Origin of the sequence: Modestobacter sp. Leaf380 (genome assembly GCF_001424485.1) — a bacterium.
In the GTDB taxonomy this organism is placed as follows: Bacteria; Actinomycetota; Actinomycetes; order Mycobacteriales; family Geodermatophilaceae; genus Klenkia.
On sequence record NZ_LMQC01000005.1, the window covers coordinates 49,028 to 65,037 of the forward strand.

The window sequence follows — 16,010 nt, forward strand, 5'->3', positions numbered from 1 at the left end:
CAGGGTAGGTGGGCCGCCTCAGGCCGCCGGGTGCACCGGGCCGAGCAGCTGCGCACCGGCCAGGTAGCCGGCCAGCAGCGCCGCGGCCACCTGGGCGACGGTGTCCTCGCCGGGCAGGAAGCGCGGGGAGTGCAGGCCGGGACGGCGGCCGGCGGCGTCGGGTTCCCCACCGGAGACGCCGAGGAAGAGCATCAGCCCGCGGGCGTCGGCGCAGTAGTGGCTGAAGTCGTCGGCGCCGAAGGACCGCCAGGAGTCGTCGACCTCGACACCGGCGCGGACCAGCCAGGGCAGGGTGGCCCGGGCGAGTTCGGGGTCGTTGGCCAGCACCGGCTCGTTGCTCTCGGTGTGCACGGTCGCGCTGCAGCCGTGCGCGGCGGCGGTGTGCTGCGCGACGTCGGTGAGCGCGGCCAGCAGCATCTCCCGGTCGGACTCCCGCATCGCCCGCAGACCGCCGCGGGCCCGCGCGGTGTCGGGGACGACGTTGAAGCTGGTGCCCGCGTCGAGCTGGGTGACGGCGAGGACGGCGCCCACCGTGGGGTCGACCCGGCGGCTGACCAGCTGCTGCAGCGCGACCACGACGGCGGCCAGCGCCAGCACCGGGTCGGCGGTGGTGTGCGGGTAGCCGCCGTGCCCGCCGTGCCCGGTGACGGTGATCGTGAACTCGTCGGTGGCCGCGTTGACCGGGCCCGGGGTGGCGTTGACGACGCCGGCGGCCAGCTGCGGCTGCACGTGCGCGGCGACGACGCTCACCACCTGCTCCTGGGCCAGCAGCCCGGACGCCACGATGTCCCGTGCGCCGGACGGCGCGCCCTCCTCCCGCGGCTGCAGCAGCGCCAGCAGCGGCGCCGGACCGCCGACCCGGGCGACCGCGCGGCACACCGCGACCAGCCCGGCCAGGTGCGCGTCGTGCCCACAGGCGTGCATCACCTCGCCGGTGGCGGCCCACTCGACGCCGGTCGCCTCCTGCACGACCAGCCCGTCCAGCTCGGCGCGCAGGGCGACGGTGGGCCCGGTCGCCGTCCCGATCCGGACCAGCCGGCCGGTGTCGGCGACCTCCCGGCCCTCCCCCGCGCCCAGCGCCGCGACGACCGCAGCGGTGGTGTCGGCCTCGTCGCCGGAGCGCCGCGGGTCCGCGTGCAGGGCCCGGCGCAGCTCCAGCGCGGCGGGCAGCTCCTCGACCACCGCCGCGTGCAGCCGGTCGTACCAGGCGGCCACGGCGGGGTCGGTCTCGACCAGGGGTGCGCTCACCTCCCCATCCTCGCGGGCGGTCGTTGCGCGGGTGTGACGGGCGGTCTCGGCGGGCGGGACTGTCGGAGGGTCCCGGCACACTCCCCGACGTGACAGCACAGGCCGCCCCCGCATGGGTGCGCAGCGGGTGGGGCCACCGGGCCGACTCCCAGGACGAGGTGTTCCGGGCGGTGTCCCGGATCGTCACGCTGTCGGCCCACCGCCGCTACGTCTGGCGCGGGTGCGCCGACAGCGCGTTCCGGGTGCGCTCGTCGCTGCTGCGCTCGCTGGTCGTCGACGAGGCGGAACCACTGCCCGACGAGCGGCTGGTGCGCCAGCACGAGGTGGCGATGCTGCGGGAGGCCCGGGAGTGGGGGCTCGGCGTGGAGTCCGGCACGCCCGCCTCGGACCTGGCACTGCTGGCGCAGCTGCAGCGCCACGGGCTGCCGACCCGGCTGCTCGACGTGACGGACAACCCGATGACCGCGCTGTGGTCCGCCTGCGAGGGTGCCGACGACCGGCCAGGGGTGCTGATGGCGTTCGACGTCACCGCGCTGCCAACCCACGACACCGTCGACCCGCACCGGGCGCCGGGGCCGCTGGACCGGTCCCTGCGGGCGGCGCTGCGGCAGTCGGCCGTGGAGTCCCGGCCCTTCCTGGTCCGGCCCACCGTCCCCGACGCCCGGATGCGCGCGCAGGAGGGGCTGTTCCTCTCCGGCGCCGTCCCCGCCTCGCCCGGGGCCACCGGCATCGACGGCCTGCCGCTGCGCCTGGGCACCCCGCCCGGCAAGGAGAGGCTCGCGGTGCTGTTCGGCGAGGGCGCCCGCCGGGCCGGTCGCCCGGCCGCGCTGCCGTTCTGCGCGGTCGTCGTCCCGGCGCGACTCAAGGCCACGGTGCGGGCGCACCTGACCGCGCTCAACCGCACCCGCCGGGTGCTGTTCCCCGACGTCGCGGGGTTCCGGGACGCCTACCGCGGGGAGCACGTCGCCCTGCACCCGCTCCCCGACGTCGTCCCCGCCCAGGACGACACCGAGGCCGGCGGGTCCCAGCTGCCGGGTCTGGAGACGGGGCTCAGAGGCGGGCCTCAGAGGCGGTAGGCCCGGCGGGCGTTGCCCGACCCGATCAGCTCCGCGACCCGGGCAGCGTCGGCCGCCGTCCAGTCGCCGCCCTCGACACCGGCACCCAGGTGGCCGCCCAGTGCACGGCGGAAGAGCAACGTGCCCAGCAGGTACAGCTCGGGCAGCCCGAAGGCGTCCGAGGAGAACAGCACCTTGCCGAAGGGCGCGAGTTCCAGCAGCTCGGGCAGCAGCGCGGCCGACCGGGCGCCCAGGTTGTGGGTGGCCAGCCCGACGTCGACGAAGACGTGGCCGAACACCTGGGCGAGGTAGCCGGCGTGCCGGTGGAACGGGTAGGTGTGCAGCAGCATCACCGGCACCCCGGCCGGCTCGGTGGCGCGCAGCAGGTCGGTGAGCAGCAACGGGTCCCCGCGGTGCAGGTCGACGTCGGAGTCGCCGAGGCCGACGTGGAACTGCACCGGCATCCCCAGGTCGATGCCCGACCAGACCAGGAAGCCGTGCAGCACCGGGTCCGCGATCCGGGCCGACCCACCGCGCAGCGTGCGGTCGGCGGCGGCCACCACCGCGGCGTCGGTGGGGCGGGGACCGTCCAGCGCCAGCCCCGACCGGTAGGCCGCGACCGACTTGACCCCGACGGCGTCACGGCAGCGCCGGGCCAGCCGGTCCCGGAACGCGGCCGGGAAGCCGTCGGCGCCCGAGCCCGAGAGCACCTCCTCGGCGACCGCCTCCAGCCGCACGACCTCCCGGCCCACCCCGCCGGTGAGCACGGCCAGCTCGTCGGGCGAGGTGAGCGGTTCGGGCAGGAAGCCGGTGTCGACCAGGAACGTCCCGGTGCCGACAGCGCCCATGAGCCGGCGGTGCACCTCCTCGACGCCGAGCTCCGCGCGGCGGGCCAGGTAGGCGTCGGCGTCCGCGTGCGGCTCCAGGTCCAGCAGCGGTGGGCACCAGCGGCGCAGCGCGAACCCCAGCTGGCTGTCCAGCAGCGACCCGCCCAGCGGGCTGGGCGCCGCGGCCTCGGTGAGCATCGCCTCGAACTCCGCGCGGTCCAGGTCGCGCCGGACCAGGCCGTGGCAGTGGTGGTCGACCAGCTCGAGCCCGGTGAGGTCCACCCCGGCATCGTCCTACGGTGGCGGCATGAGCACCCCCTGGACCACTGCCGACATCCCCGCCCAGACCGGGCGCACCGTCGTCGTCACCGGCGCCAACTCCGGCCTGGGCCTGGCCACCTCCCGCGCCCTGGCTGCCGCCGGCGCCCGGGTGGTGCTCGCCGTCCGGGACGTCGCCCGCGGGGAGGCCGCCGCCGCCACGATCACCGGGGACGTCGAGGTGCGCCGGCTGGACCTGGCCGACCTGTCCTCGGTGCGCGCGTTCGCCCAGGGGTGGACCGGCGACCTCGACGTCCTGATCGCCAACGCCGGGATCATGATGGTCCCGCAAGGGCGCACGGCCGACGGCTTCGAGCTGCAGTTCGGCACCAACCACCTGGGCCACTTCGCGCTGGTGACGGCGCTGCTGCCGCACGTCACCGACCGCGTCGTCACCGTCTCCTCCGGGCTGCACCGCAGCGGCACGATCGTGCTCGACGACCTGGACTGGGCGCGTCGTCCCTACTCCACGACCGGCGCCTACGGGCAGTCCAAGCTGGCCAACCTGCTCTTCGCCCTGGAGCTGCAGCGGCGGCTGACCGCCGAGGGCTCGACGGTCCGGTCGATGGCCGCGCACCCCGGGTACGCCGCGACCAACCTGCAGTCGCACACCGGGAACCGGCTCAAGGACCTCGGCATGAAGCTGGGCAACCGGTTCCTCGCCCAGTCCGACACCGACGGCGCGCTGCCCACGCTGCTCGCCGCGACCGCCGACCTGCCCGGTGGCAGCTACACCGGTCCGTCGGGCTTCCAGGAGGGCCGCGGTGCCCCGACGCTCGTGGGCCGCTCGCGGGAGGCCTCGGACGTCGCCCTGGCCCGCGCGCTGTGGACGGCCTCGGAGGAGCTGGTCGCCGCGCCCCGCAGCTGACCCCCACCCGGGTCTGCACCGGGGTACGGTCCGCCCGTCAGTTCGACTTCCGGACCAAGAGGCGGCCATGAGCACCGACACGACGACGACGTCGACAGCGGCGCCACCCACCGACCGTCAGCTGCGGGTGCTGCTCACGGTGGTGTCGGCCGCGACCTTCCTGGCCAGCCTGGACCTGTTCATCGTCAACATCGCCTTCTCGACGCTGGGCGCGGCGTTCCCGGACTCCGGGTCCTCGCTGGCCTGGGTGCTCAACGGCTACACGATCACCTTCGCCGCCCTGCTCGCCCCGGCCGGGCGGCTGGCCGACCGGTTCGGCCGCCGCCGGGTGTTCCTGACCGGGCTGGCCGTGTTCACCGCCGCCTCGGTGGGCTGCGCACTGGCCTGGGACGTCTGGACGCTGGTCGGCTTCCGGGTCGTGCAGGGCATCGGCGGCGCCATGATCACCGGCACCTCGCTGGCCCTGCTGCTGCACTCCTTCCCACCCGCCCGGCGGGGCACCGCCATCGCCACCTGGGCCGCGATCGGCGCCGTCGCCGCGGCGCTGGGCCCGCCGCTGGGCGGGTTGCTCGTGGAGCTGAGCTGGCGATGGGTGTTCCTGGTCAACGTGCCCGTCGGCGTCGTCGCGCTGCTCGTGGGGATGCGGGTGCTCACCGAGTCGCGGGACGAGGCCGAGCGGCGGCGCCCCGACGCGCTGGGCACCGTCGTCCTCATCACCGCGGTGGCCGCGCTGTCCTACGCGCTCGTCCAGGCCCCGGACACCGGCTGGGCGAGCGGGTCGACGCTGGGCTGGGGTGCGGCGGCCGTCGTGCTCGCCGTCGCTGCGGTGCTGCGCTCGGCGAAGGCCGGCCCGGACCTGGTGCCGGCGTTGTCGCTGCCGCTGTTCCGGACCCGGGCCTACACGCTGGCCTGTCTCTCGATCGCCGCGTTCTTCGGCGCCTTCGGCGCGATGCTGCTGCACAACGTGTACTGGCTGACCGTCGGCTGGGGCATGTCCACGGTGCTCGCCGGCGTCGCGCTGACCCCCGGCCCCGTCGTCGCCGCGGTCAGCGCGCTGGCCGGCGGCCGGCTGGGTGCCTGCATCGGGCCCGGCCCCGTCGCGGCCCTCGGCGGGCTGTCCCTGGCGCTGGGCGTGCTGTGGTGGGTCGTCCTGGTCGACACCACCCCGGACTACCTGGTCGCGTTCCTGCCCGGCTCGCTGCTGACCGGCCTGGGGGTCGGGTTCACCATCGCCAACCTGTCGACGGCGGCGTCCCAGGCACTGCCCCCGCAGTGGCTGGCCACCGGGACGGCGACCTGCAACGCCGCCCGCCAGCTCGGCGCCACGCTCGGCGTCGCGCTGCTGCTGGCCGTCGTCCCGCTCAGCGAGAGCGGCGGGCTGGCCGGTGCCGACCGCGGCTGGTGGCTGTCGATCGGCTTGGCGGTCCTCGCCTCGGTGACCGCGGCGTTCATCCGGCGCCCGGCTCCAGTCGGCTGAGCACCGGGCGCCACTCCCCCGACGCCGGGTCACCGGCCCACGCGACGTACCCGTCCGGGCGGACCAGCAGCGCGGGACCGTCGTCCGGGCGGCGGAGGACGGGCACCCGGGCGTCGACGTCGGCCGCGGCGCGGGGCAGCATCAGCACGCAGCCGGCCCCGCGCTGCACCTCGGCCAGTCCGGGCACGACCGCCCGGGTGCCGACCGGGCCCGGCCCGGGGTAGCCGATCGCGACCCCGGAGAACAGCCCGGCACCGCGCCGGGCGACCAGCGGCACCCGGAGCAGACCGCGCAGCACGACCGCGCGGGCCACCCGGCCACCGACGCCGCCCAGCGTCATGAGCCGGATGGTGGCGCCACTGGAGCGCAGGACCGTCGCGCCGACCGGCCACCTCGTCGTCGCCGACCGGGGTGTCGGTGCCGGGCTGCCGCCGGCGGTCCCAGCCGATCAGCCGGAACCAGCCGTCGCCGAACGGGGCCAGGAACCCGAAGCCGTGCGCGTCGACGTCGACCCGCAGCGCACCGACCGCGAGGCCCGACAGCCGCACGTCGGCCAGCACGACCGAGCGCAACACCGTGCGGCCGGGGAAGGGCAGGCCCACCAGGTCGCGCACGGCGCTGCGGACGCCGTCGGCGCCGACCACCCAGCGGGCGGCCCACTCCCGCTCCCCCGCCCGGACGACGACGCCGTCCGCCCGCTGCTCGAGGCCGTCGACGGTGACCCCGCGCTCGACCCGTGCCCCCTGGGCGACGGCGTACCGCTCGAGCAGCCGGTCGACGTGCACCTGCGGGGTCATCAGCACGAACGGGAACCGGGTGGGCAGCCCGGACAGGTCCAGCCCGGCGGCGCCGCTCAGCTGCAGCCGGTCGACCGGGGTGCCGGTGGCGACCAGCTCGTCGGCGAGGCCGCGGCTGTCCAGCAGCTCCAGCGTGCGGGCGTGCACGCCGAAGGCGCGACTGAGCGGCGAGGGGGCGGCGTGCCGGTCCAGCACGGTGACCGAACAGCCGGCCCGGGCGAGCTCGCCGGCGACCGTGCACCCGGTCGGTCCCGCGCCCACGACCACGACGTCGTCCATGCCGACCTCCCATGTCATCGCTCGATGACAGGAGTCTGGCCCTGCGGACCGCATGCAGTCAACGGTCGATGACTTAGGCTCGGGTGGTGCGACCCCGCGATGCCGCTGCCACCGAGCAGGCCCTGCTCGACGCCGCCCGCGCGCGGTTCGCCACCGACGGCTTCGAGCGCACGACCATCCGGGCGGTGGCCGCCGACGTGGGCGTCGACGCCGCGCTCGTCATCCGGTACTTCGGCAGCAAGCAGGGCTTGTTCAGCCGGGCCGCCGACCTCGACCTGGGCCTGCCCGACCTCACCGGCGTCCGCGCGGGCGAGCTGGCCCGGGTCCTGGTCGACCGGTTCTTCGCCGTCTGGGAGGACGACCCCACGTTCCTGGCGCTGCTGCGCGCGGCGGCCACCAGCGAGGTCGCCGCCGAGGCGATGCGCGGGGTGTTCGCCGGGCAGGTCGCCCCGGCCCTGGCCGCGGTCACCGACGACCGGGCTCCCGAACGCGCCGCACTCGTCGGCGCGACCGTCCTCGGCTTCGCGCTGACCCGCTACGTGCTGCGGGTGCCGCCGCTGGTGGCGATGACCCGGGAGGAGGCGCAGACCTGGCTCGGCCCGGTACTGCGCCACTACCTGCTGGACTGAGCCCGGCCGCGCAGGACAGCCGGCGGTCGACCGAGCAGACAGGGTGCTTTCCGGCTCCTCGAAGCAGCCCCCACTGCTCAGTCGCCAGCGGTCACCCGGGCCACGAAGGTGCGGAGGTCGGCGACCAGCAGGTCGGGGACCTCCATCGCCGGGAAGTGCCCACCGGCCGGCAGCTCGGTCCAGTGCACCAGGTCCACGGCGGCCTCGACCGCTCTGCGGACCGGGCGGGCCAGGTCGTGCGGGAGCACGCACACCCCGGTCGGCACCTCGCGGGACCAGGTGCCGGGCTCGGCGTTGCGGGTCTCCCAGTACAGCTGGGACGACGAGGGCGCGGTGCCGGTGAACCAGTAGACGGCGACGTCGGCCAGCACCTGGTCGCGCAGCGCCCCGAGGGCGTCGCTGGCCGGGTCGGTCCAGTCGCGGAACCGCTCGGCGATCCAGGCCAGCAACCCGGCCGGGGAGTCGGTGAAGGCGGGGGCCAGCGACAGCGGCCGGGTGGACTGGGTCCTGAAGTAGCCCGACAGCTCCCGGGCGTAGTGGGCACCGCGCTCGGCCGCGGCCCGCTCGGCGTCGTCGGCGGGCTCGTCGACGTCCAGCCCCATCGTCATGGTCACGTGCACCCCGGCGACGTGGGCGGTGTCCTGCGCGCCGAGGTCCCGGGCGACCCGGGCACCCCAGTCACCACCGTGCACGACGTACCGGTCGTGGCCCAGCCGGGCCAGCAGCTCGGCGATCGCGCGGGCCATCCGCTGGGTGGTCCAGCCGCCGTCCGGGGTGGGCCCGGAGAACCCGTAACCGGGCAGTGAGGGGACCACGACGTGCATGGTCTCCGCCAGCGGCGCGACCACCCGGGTGAACTCCACGACCGACCCGGGCCAGCCGTGCAGCAGCACCAGCACCGGGGCGTCGGCCTCCGGGGACCGCACGTGCAGCGCGTGCAGCCGGGTGCCGTCGACCGTCGTCTCCACCTGGTCGCAGGCGTTGAGCGCGGTCTCGTGCTCGCGCCAGTCCCACTCCGTGCGCCAGTGGTCGGCCAGCTCCCGGACGACGTCGACGGCGATCCCCCGGTCCCCGTCCTGCTGCTGGGGCGCGGGCCAGCGGGTGCGGGCCAGCCGGTCGCGCAGCTCGTCCACCTCGGCCTGCGGGACGTCGATGCGGAACGGGCGGACGGCGTCGTCGGTCATGGCGTGGGGGTGCCCCGGCCGGGGGCCGGCCACGCGCGGTCGGCTCAGCCCTTCGCGGCGGTGGCCAGCCGGGCGAGGGCGTCGATCAGCGGCGGGGTGTCGTCGGCGTCCAGGTGGGCCTGCACCAGGGTCAGCCGGTCCGGCGCCGCGAACGCGTCGGTCAGCGCGGTGCGCAGCCCGGCCGCCGTCGAGACGGCGGTCGCGAGACCGCGGCCGCCGGTGAGGGCCGGCACGAGTGCGCACCAGTCCCAGGCGGCGACGTCGTTGTAGCCCGCGCGCGGGCTCTGCAGGGCGCGCTCGATGGTGTAGCCGCGGTTGTCCAGCAGCAGCACCACGGGCGCCAGCCCCGCGGCGGCGATGGTGGACAGCTCCTGCACGGTCATCTGCGCGGCGCCGTCGCCGATGACGAGCACCGGGCGGCGGGTCCGGTCGGCCAGCCCCTGCCCGAGGACGGCGGGCAGCGCGTAGCCGATGGAGCTCCACACCGGCTGGCCGCCGAAGACGGTGTCGGCCGGCAGCGGCATCCCGGCGGCACCCCAGTAGGCGGTGCCGGTGTCGGCCAGCAGCGCCGTCCCCGACGGGAGCAGCTCGGCCAGCGCCTGCCAGGTCTGGGCCTGGGTCAGCGGGCCGGCCTCCTCGACGCGCGGCGCGGGACCGGCGGGTGCGGTTGCCCAGCGGGGGCCGCGGCGACCCTGGAGCGCGCGGTCCAGCGCCGCGAGCGCGTCGGGGAAGAGCACCCGGCCGCCCGGGTCGGCGCCGAAACCGGCGGTGGTGGCGGCCAGGTACGGGGTGTCGGCGTCGGGACGGCGGTGCGAGCCGAACCCGGTCAGCTCCGCGGTCAGCAGCGTGCCGACCTGCACCACGACGTCGGCGGCCGCGACGACGTCGGCGCTGCCGTTGGGCAGCATCGTGCCGGCGGAGTCCCCGGCGGAGCAGGGGTGGTCGGCGTCCAGCACACCGCGGGCCGACAGCTGGGTGACGACGGCGACCCCGGCGCGCGCGGCCAGGTCGGCGAGCTGCACGGCCAGGCCGAACCTCGGGACCAGCTGGCCGACCACCAACACCGGGCGCTGCGCGTCGGCGAGCAGCTCGGCCAGCCGGGTCTCGAAGCGGGCCAGCGCGGCCGGGTCGGAGGCGGCGGTGAGCGGGTGCTCCAGCGGGCCGGCGTCCACCCGGGCCAGGGCCAGGTCCTGCGGGACCGCCAGGTAGGTGGGCTTGCGCTCGGTCATCGCGGCCAGCACCACGGTGTCGATCTGCTCGGCGGCGCGCTCCAGGGTGAGGGTCTCGGCGACCACGGTGACCTCGGCGGCGGCGCGGGAGAAGTGCCCGAAGTCGCCGTCGGCGAGGGTGTGGTGCACCAGGGCGCCGGCCTCCACGGCCGCGCGCCGGGGCGACCCGACGACGTGCAGCAGCGGCACGTCCTCGGCGGCGGCACCGGCGACCGCGTTGAGCACCGACAGCTCCCCCACCCCGTAGGTGGTGACGACGACGCCCAGCCCGCGGGTGCGCGCGTAGGCGTCGGCGGCGTACCCGGCGCCCAGCTCGTTCGGGGAGCCGACCCAGGCCAGCCCCTCGACGGTGGCCAGGCCGTCCAGCAGGTCGAGGTTGAAGTCACCGGGGACGCCGAAGAGGTGGCCGACGCCGGCCTGCAGCAGCCGGGCGCCCAGGTACTCGGCGACGCTCACCGTGGTGGTGGCGGAGTCGGCCTGCGCGGGGCGCTCGTCGAGTGCGGTCATGCAGTCGACAGTGACAGGACTGCCGGGATGCGCAACCATCTCCCGACACGCTGCGCGATCTGCGCAGCCTCCGACCCGAACGACCGAGAGGGGCTGCGCAGGATGCACAGCATCGACGCCACCGACGCCCGGCTCCTGCTCGCCCTGGACGACGACCCCCAGGCCTCGGCGATGGCGCTGTCCACGCGGCTGGGGCTGGCCCGCAACACGGTGCACGCGCGACTGAGGCGCTTGGAGGACGGCGGCACCCTCGGCGCACACAGCCGGCGACTGGACACCGCGGCCCTGGGCCGGGGTCTGCTGGCCTTCATGACCCTGTCGTTGAGCCAGAGCGAGGGCTCGCAGGCCACCGCCGCGCTGGCCGCGATCCCCGAGATCGTCGAGGTGCTGGCCACCACCGGCGAGGGCGACCTGCTGGTCCGGGTGGTCGCGGTGGACACCGCGGACCTCTACCGGGTCACCGAGGCGGTGCTGGCCGCACCGGGCGTCGTCCGGGCGAGCACGTCGATCGCCTTGGTCGAGGTGGTGCCGTTCCGACTCGCCCCGCTGCTGCACGAGCGCGCCGACCGCTGAGGGGCGGCACGGGGGTTGTGCGCCGCGTCACGCCCTCGCTACGGTCGTGCTCGCAGACCGGGCAGCTTGCTCGGAATGAGAGCACAGGAGATGAGCATGGCAGCGAAGCCCTTCGCCTCGTCGGCAGACCTCGGCGTCAAGGAACGCACCCTGGAGGTCCTCGCCGACGGCGTGTACGCGCTGACCGCCGAGGGCGACCCGAACCTGGGGGCCATCGAGGGCGAGGACTTCCTGGTCTGCTTCGAGGCGCTGGCCACCCCGGTCGCCGCCCGCCGCTGGCTGGCCGAGCTGCGCACGCACACCGACAAGCCGGTCCGCTACCTGGTGCTCAGCCACTACCACGCCGTCCGGGTGCTGGGGGCCTCCGCGTTCGACGCGGAGGTGGTCGTCAGCTCCGAGCAGACCCAGCGCCTCATCGCCGAGCGCGGCCAGCAGGACTGGGAGTCCGAGTACGGCCGGATGCCGCGGCTGTTCGAGGAGCCCGAGTCCATCCCCGGCCTGACCTGGCCCACGATGACCTTCCGCGACAAGCTCACGATCTCCCTCGGCGGGGACCGCGGCGAGCTGGTGCTCGAGCACGTGGGCCGCGGGCACACCGAGGGCGACATCGTGGCCTGGCTGCCGAAGTCCAAGGTGCTCTTCGCCGGCGACCTGGTCGAGTCCCAGGCCGCGCTCTACACCGGCGACGCGTTCCACTTCGACTGGGCGGCCGGCACGCTGGACCGGGTGGCGGCCTTCGGTGCCGAGCAGCTCGTCGGCGGGCGCGGCGCCATCGCCCGCGGCCGGGCCGAGGTGGACGCCGCCATCGAGCAGACCCGCGCCTTCCTCACCACGATGCACGACACCGTGGGCACCGCGCACCGCGCCGGAGGCACCCTCAAGGACGCCTTCGAGGCCACCCACGCGGCGCTGGCCCCGAAGTTCGGGCACTGGCCGATCTTCGAGCACTGCCTGCCCTTCGACGTCTCCCGGCTGTGGGACGAGTTCTCCGGCATCGAGCGTCCGGTCATCTGGACCGCGGAGCGGGACCGCCAGGTGTGGGAGGAGCTGCAGTCGTGACCGAGCCGGTGCTCGTCGTCGGCGCCGGACCGGTCGGGCAGACCACCGCGCTGCTGCTGGCCCGCTGGGGTCTGCCGGTCCGGGTCCTGGACGCCCGGCCCGCGCGCGACCTGGTCGGGTCCAAGGCGATCTGCCAGCAGCGCGACGTCCTCGACGTCTGGGACTCCGTCGGGGTCGGCGCCGAGGTCGCCCGCCGCGGCGTCACCTGGACCACCGCCCGCACCTTCCACCGCGACCACGAGGTGTTCAGCTCCGGCTTCGCCGACCGTGGCCGGTCCCCGTTCCCGCCCTTCGTCAACGTCAGCCAGTGCCTCACCGAGGAGCTGCTGGACGAGGCGATCGCCGGCCAGCCGCTGATCGAGGTCCGCTGGGGCTCGGCGGTGGAGGGCCTGACCCAGGACGAGGACGGCGTCACCCTGCGCTGCGCCGACGGCAGCGAGCACCGCGGCAGCCACGCCGTGGTGTGCGGCGGCCCCCGCGCCGACGCGCTGCGCCGGGCCCTGGGCCTGACCTTCGAGGGCCAGACCTTCGGCGACCAGTTCCTGATCTGCGACATCCGCACCGAGCTGCCCGGCTGGGAGTCCGAGCGCCGGTTCTACTTCGACCCGGAGTGGAACCCCGGCCGCCAGGTGCTCATCCACCCCTGCCCGGACTCGACGTTCCGGGTCGACTGGCAGGTGCCGCCGGACTTCGACCTGGCCGCCGAGGAGGCCGGCGGAGGGCTGGACGCGAAGATCCGCCAGGTCGTCGGCGACCGGCCCTACGAGGTGGTCTGGAAGTCGGTCTACCGGTTCCACAGCCGGGTCGTCGACCGGATGCGGGTGGGCCGGGTGCTGGTCGCCGGCGACACCGCCCACCTGGTCTCCCCCTTCGGCGCACGCGGCCTCAACTCCGGCGTCCTGGACGCCGAGAACGCCGCCTGGAAGATCGCCTTCGTCCGCCGCGGCTGGGCGTCGGAGGACCTGCTGGAGAGCTACTCCGCCGAGCGGCACGCCGCCGCGCTGGAGAACCTCGACGTCACCGGGGCCACCATGCGCTTCCTGGTCCCGGCCACCCCGGCGCAGGCCGCACACCGGGTCGACGTCCTGGAGCGCGCGGCCACCGACCCGGCCGCCCGCGCGCAGGTCGACAGCGGGCGGCTGGCCGAGCCGTTCTGGTACGTCGACTCCCCGCTCACCACCACCGACCCGCGCCGCCCGTTCGCCGGCCGTCCGCCCCGCGGCGAGGTGCCCGAGCCCGCCCCCGGGGTGCTCGCACCGGACTGCCCGGTCACCGTCGCCGACCGCCCGGACGTCGTCCGGCTGCGGCAGCTGGCCCGGGAGGGCCTGACCGTGCTGCTGGGCCGGGACGCCCCGGACGTCGTCGTCCCCGACGGGCTGCCCGTCGCGGTGCACCGGATCGACGCGCTGGACCCCAGCGGCGTGCTGGCCGGCGCGCTGGGCGCCTGCCCGGACGAGGTGTGGCTGCTGCGCCCGGACGCGCACGTGGCGGCCGTCCTCACCGACCCCGCCGACCTCGCCGCGGCCCTCGGCCGCATCGTCACCGCTCGGATGGAGCTCGTCTGATGGCCTTCTACCGGCAGGTGGGCAGCGTCCCGCCCAAGCGACACACCCAGCACCGCCGTCCCGACGGCGGGCTGTACCGCGAGGAGCTGATGGGCGAGGAGGGCTTCTCCTCGGACTCCTCGCTGCTCTACCACTCCGGCGTCCCCAGCTCGCTGGTCGACGCCCGGCCGTGGGAGCTGCCCGACCAGTCCCTGGTCGCGAACACCCCACTGGTCCCCCGGCACCTGAGGCTGCACGACCTGTTCACCGACGCCGACCGGGACCCCGTGCTGGGTCGCCGGCTGGTGCTGGGCAACGCGGACGTCCGGATCTCCTACGCGGTGTCCTCGGAGACCTCGCCGTACTACCGCAACGCCACCGGCGACGAGTGCGTCTACGTCGAGCGCGGCACCGCCGTCGTCGAGACGGTCTTCGGTGCGCTGACCGTCGGCCCCGGCGACTACGTCGTCATCCCGCGGGCGACCACGCACCGCTGGGTGCCCGAGGGCGAGCTGCGCACCTACGCGATCGAGGCCACCAGCCACATCGCGCCGCCCAAGCGGTACCTCTCGACGTACGGCCAGCTGCTGGAGCACGCGCCCTACTGCGAGCGGGACCTGCGTGGGCCGGCGGAGCCGCTGCTGGTCGAGGGCACCGACGTCGAGGTCTACGTCAAGCACCGCGGCGACGGCCCGGGCGGGCTCGCCGGCACCGTGCACGTCGTCCCAGAGCACCCCTTCGACGTCGTCGGCTGGGACGGCTGCCTGTACCCCTACGCGTTCAACATCAGCGACTTCGAGCCGATCACCGGCCGGGTGCACCAGCCGCCGCCGGTGCACCAGGTGTTCGAGGGCGCCAACTTCGTCATCTGCAACTTCGTCCCGCGCAAGGTCGACTACCACCCGCTGGCGATCCCGGTGCCCTACTACCACTCCAACGTCGACAGCGACGAGGTCATGTTCTACGTCGACGGCGACTACGAGGCCCGCAAGGGCTCGGGCATCGGCAAGGGCTCGATCACCCTGCACCCCGGCGGGCACAGCCACGGCCCGCAGCCCGCAGCCATCGAGGGCTCGCTGGGCGCCGAGTTCTTCGACGAGCTCGCCGTCATGGTCGACACCTTCCGGCCGCTCGGGCTGGGCGAGGGCGGCCGGGCCTCGGACGACGGCCGGTACGCCTGGACCTGGTCCGGCCGGGGCCCCGGGCAGTGACCGACCACCACACGCTGCCCTTCGGCGTCTTCTCCCAGACCCCGGACGGCGAGCGGCGGGTCGGCGTCCGGGTCGACGACACCGTCCTCGACGTGTCCCGGCTGGACCTGCCGCACGCCGCGGACTTCGCGTCGTCCTCGCTCAACGCGTTCCTGGCCCGCGGCCGCGCGCACTGGGACGACGTCCGGGCCCGCCTGCAGGCACTGCTGGCCGCCGGCACCGAGCACCTGCTGCCGGCGCAGGGCCTGACGCTGCACCTGCCGATCGAGGTCGCCGACTACGTGGACTTCTACAGCTCCCGGCACCACGCGGAGAACATCGGGCGCATGTTCCGGCCGGACTCCCCGCCGCTGACCCCGAACTGGACGCACCTGCCGATCGGCTACCACGGCCGGTCGGGCACGGTCGCGGTCTCCGGCACGCCCGTCGTCCGGCCGTCGGGGCAGCGCAAGGCGCCCACGGACGACGTCCCCACGTTCGGGCCGTCGCGGCGGCTGGACATCGAGGCCGAGGTCGGCTTCGTCGTCGGCACCCCGTCGGACCTGGGGACACCGGTGCCGATCGGGGACTTCGCCGAGCACGTGTTCGGGGTCTGCCTGGTCAACGACTGGTCCAGCCGGGACCTGCAGGCCTGGGAGTACGTCCCGCTCGGGCCGTTCTTGGGCAAGTCGTTCCTGACCAGCGTCTCCCCGTGGGTGGTGCCGCTGGCCGCCCTGGAGGCCGCGCGGGTGCCCGCCCCGCCCCGGGACACCCCGCTGCTGCCGTACCTGGACGACGCCGAGCACCCGTGGGGGCTTGACCTGGAGTTGACGGTGAGCCTGAACGGCGAGGTGGTGAGCAGCCCGCCGTTCGGGTCGATGTACTGGACCGCCGCCCAGCAGCTGGCCCACCTGACCGTCAACGGGGCCTCGCTGCGCACCGGGGACCTCCTGGCCTCCGGCACCGTCAGCGGCCCGCAGCGCGACCAGCGGGGGTCGTTCATCGAGCTCGGCTGGGGCGGCGCGGAAGTGCTCACCCTCGCCGACGGGTCGACGCGCTCGTTCCTGGAGGACGGCGACGTCGTCAGCATCAGCGCCACCGCCCCTGGCCCCGGCGGCACCCGGATCTCCTTCGGTGAGGTCACCGGAGAGGTCCTGCCCGCTCGTTAGCACCACCGGCGAGACCAGCCGGAGCACTGCCCCCACCCCCCGGACATCGGAGTCCTC

14 protein-coding genes and 1 pseudogene are annotated in these 16,010 nt (G+C 75.4%); 9 read left to right on the forward strand and 6 right to left on the reverse strand.

The genetic code is table 11. The annotated features are described in order from the left end of the window. Positions 1–18: 18 nt before the first annotated feature. On the reverse strand, positions 19–1,248 hold the full coding sequence (locus ASG41_RS05690) for a M20 family metallopeptidase (RefSeq protein ID WP_235564523.1): 1,230 nt from the start codon (positions 1,246–1,248) through the stop codon (positions 19–21). Between the two features lie 89 nt (positions 1,249–1,337). On the opposite strand from ASG41_RS05690, the gene ASG41_RS23425 reads away from it, so the two are divergent. Next, positions 1,338–2,324 carry an FRG domain-containing protein gene (locus ASG41_RS23425; protein WP_162245532.1) on the forward strand — a complete coding sequence of 329 codons (987 nt, stop codon included), beginning with the start codon at positions 1,338–1,340 and terminating at the stop codon, positions 2,322–2,324. Here ASG41_RS23425 and ASG41_RS25180 read toward each other — a convergent pair. Further along, the gene (locus tag ASG41_RS25180; RefSeq protein WP_056291179.1) at positions 2,312–3,412 is read right to left on the reverse strand and encodes an amidohydrolase family protein; all 1,101 of its coding nucleotides are present in this window, start codon (positions 3,410–3,412) and stop codon (positions 2,312–2,314) included. The genes ASG41_RS23425 and ASG41_RS25180 overlap by 13 nt on opposite strands. A gap of 25 nt (positions 3,413–3,437) precedes the next feature. Here ASG41_RS25180 and ASG41_RS05705 point away from each other — a divergent pair, with 25 nt between their 5' ends. Continuing rightward, positions 3,438–4,316, forward strand: coding sequence for an oxidoreductase (locus ASG41_RS05705; RefSeq protein ID WP_056291182.1), 879 nt, complete (start codon positions 3,438–3,440; stop codon positions 4,314–4,316). A 67-nt stretch (positions 4,317–4,383) separates the two neighbouring features. Then, complete coding sequence (locus ASG41_RS05710) at positions 4,384–5,793, forward strand: DHA2 family efflux MFS transporter permease subunit (RefSeq protein ID WP_056291185.1); 1,410 nt, start codon at positions 4,384–4,386, stop codon at positions 5,791–5,793. Here ASG41_RS05710 and ASG41_RS25370 read toward each other — a convergent pair. Continuing rightward, entirely contained in the window at positions 5,765–6,133 is a 369-nt protein-coding gene (locus ASG41_RS25370; protein ID WP_369799984.1) for a hypothetical protein, read from the reverse strand. The two genes, ASG41_RS05710 and ASG41_RS25370, sit on opposite strands and share 29 nt — an antisense overlap. Positions 6,134–6,350: 217 nt before the next feature. Next, a pseudogene (locus ASG41_RS25375) lies at positions 6,351–6,923 on the reverse strand (FAD-dependent oxidoreductase); the annotation flags it as partial. A gap of 32 nt (positions 6,924–6,955) precedes the next feature. Between ASG41_RS25375 and ASG41_RS05720 the strand changes: the two are divergent. Next, positions 6,956–7,498, forward strand: a complete 543-nt coding sequence (locus ASG41_RS05720; RefSeq protein ID WP_200938746.1) for a TetR family transcriptional regulator — start codon at positions 6,956–6,958, stop codon at positions 7,496–7,498. A gap of 77 nt (positions 7,499–7,575) precedes the next feature. On the opposite strand, the gene ASG41_RS05725 is transcribed toward ASG41_RS05720, so the two are convergent. Beyond that, positions 7,576–8,682: an epoxide hydrolase family protein gene (locus ASG41_RS05725; protein ID WP_056291255.1), complete on the reverse strand. Its 1,107-nt coding sequence runs from the start codon at positions 8,680–8,682 to the stop codon at positions 7,576–7,578. Positions 8,683–8,726: 44 nt separating this feature from the next. Next, entirely contained in the window at positions 8,727–10,418 is a 1,692-nt protein-coding gene (locus ASG41_RS05730) for an alpha-keto acid decarboxylase family protein (protein WP_056291191.1), read from the reverse strand. A gap of 102 nt (positions 10,419–10,520) precedes the next feature. Between ASG41_RS05730 and ASG41_RS05735 the strand changes: the two genes are divergently transcribed. The 5 genes from ASG41_RS05735 to fahA all read left to right on the forward strand — a co-directional run bounded on the left by ASG41_RS05735 (position 10,521) and on the right by fahA (position 15,953). After that, complete coding sequence (locus tag ASG41_RS05735; protein WP_056291194.1) at positions 10,521–10,991, forward strand: Lrp/AsnC family transcriptional regulator; 471 nt, start codon at positions 10,521–10,523, stop codon at positions 10,989–10,991. Positions 10,992–11,081: 90 nt separating this feature from the next. Further along, on the forward strand, positions 11,082–12,050 hold the full coding sequence (locus tag ASG41_RS05740; RefSeq protein ID WP_235564524.1) for an MBL fold metallo-hydrolase: 969 nt from the start codon (positions 11,082–11,084) through the stop codon (positions 12,048–12,050). Continuing rightward, entirely contained in the window at positions 12,047–13,615 is a 1,569-nt protein-coding gene (locus ASG41_RS05745; protein WP_056291199.1) for an FAD-dependent monooxygenase, read from the forward strand. Before ASG41_RS05740 ends, ASG41_RS05745 begins: the two co-directional genes overlap by 4 nt. Further along, positions 13,615–14,805, forward strand: coding sequence for a homogentisate 1,2-dioxygenase (locus tag ASG41_RS05750; protein ID WP_056291201.1), 1,191 nt, complete (start codon positions 13,615–13,617; stop codon positions 14,803–14,805). Before ASG41_RS05745 ends, ASG41_RS05750 begins: the two co-directional genes overlap by 1 nt. Beyond that, positions 14,802–15,953, forward strand: coding sequence for a fumarylacetoacetase (fahA, locus tag ASG41_RS05755; protein ID WP_235564526.1), 1,152 nt, complete (start codon positions 14,802–14,804; stop codon positions 15,951–15,953). Before ASG41_RS05750 ends, fahA begins: the two co-directional genes overlap by 4 nt. Positions 15,954–16,010: the final 57 nt, after the last annotated feature.

What these genes read in the sequence shown, in the direction of transcription:
- ASG41_RS05705 (WP_056291182.1), top strand. Translation starts at nt 3,438, where the DNA reads ATGAGCACCCCCTGGACCACTGCCGACATCCCCGCCCAGACCGGGCGC.
- ASG41_RS05710 (WP_056291185.1), top strand. Translation starts at nt 4,384, where the DNA reads ATGAGCACCGACACGACGACGACGTCGACAGCGGCGCCACCCACCGAC.
- ASG41_RS25370 (WP_369799984.1), bottom strand. Translation starts at nt 6,133, where the DNA reads ATGACGCTGGGCGGCGTCGGTGGCCGGGTGGCCCGCGCGGTCGTGCTG.
- ASG41_RS05725 (WP_056291255.1), bottom strand. Translation starts at nt 8,682, where the DNA reads ATGACCGACGACGCCGTCCGCCCGTTCCGCATCGACGTCCCGCAGGCC.
- ASG41_RS05730 (WP_056291191.1), bottom strand. Translation starts at nt 10,418, where the DNA reads ATGACCGCACTCGACGAGCGCCCCGCGCAGGCCGACTCCGCCACCACC.
- ASG41_RS05735 (WP_056291194.1), top strand. Translation starts at nt 10,521, where the DNA reads ATGCACAGCATCGACGCCACCGACGCCCGGCTCCTGCTCGCCCTGGAC.
- ASG41_RS05740 (WP_235564524.1), top strand. Translation starts at nt 11,082, where the DNA reads ATGAGCATGGCAGCGAAGCCCTTCGCCTCGTCGGCAGACCTCGGCGTC.
- ASG41_RS05750 (WP_056291201.1), top strand. Translation starts at nt 13,615, where the DNA reads ATGGCCTTCTACCGGCAGGTGGGCAGCGTCCCGCCCAAGCGACACACC.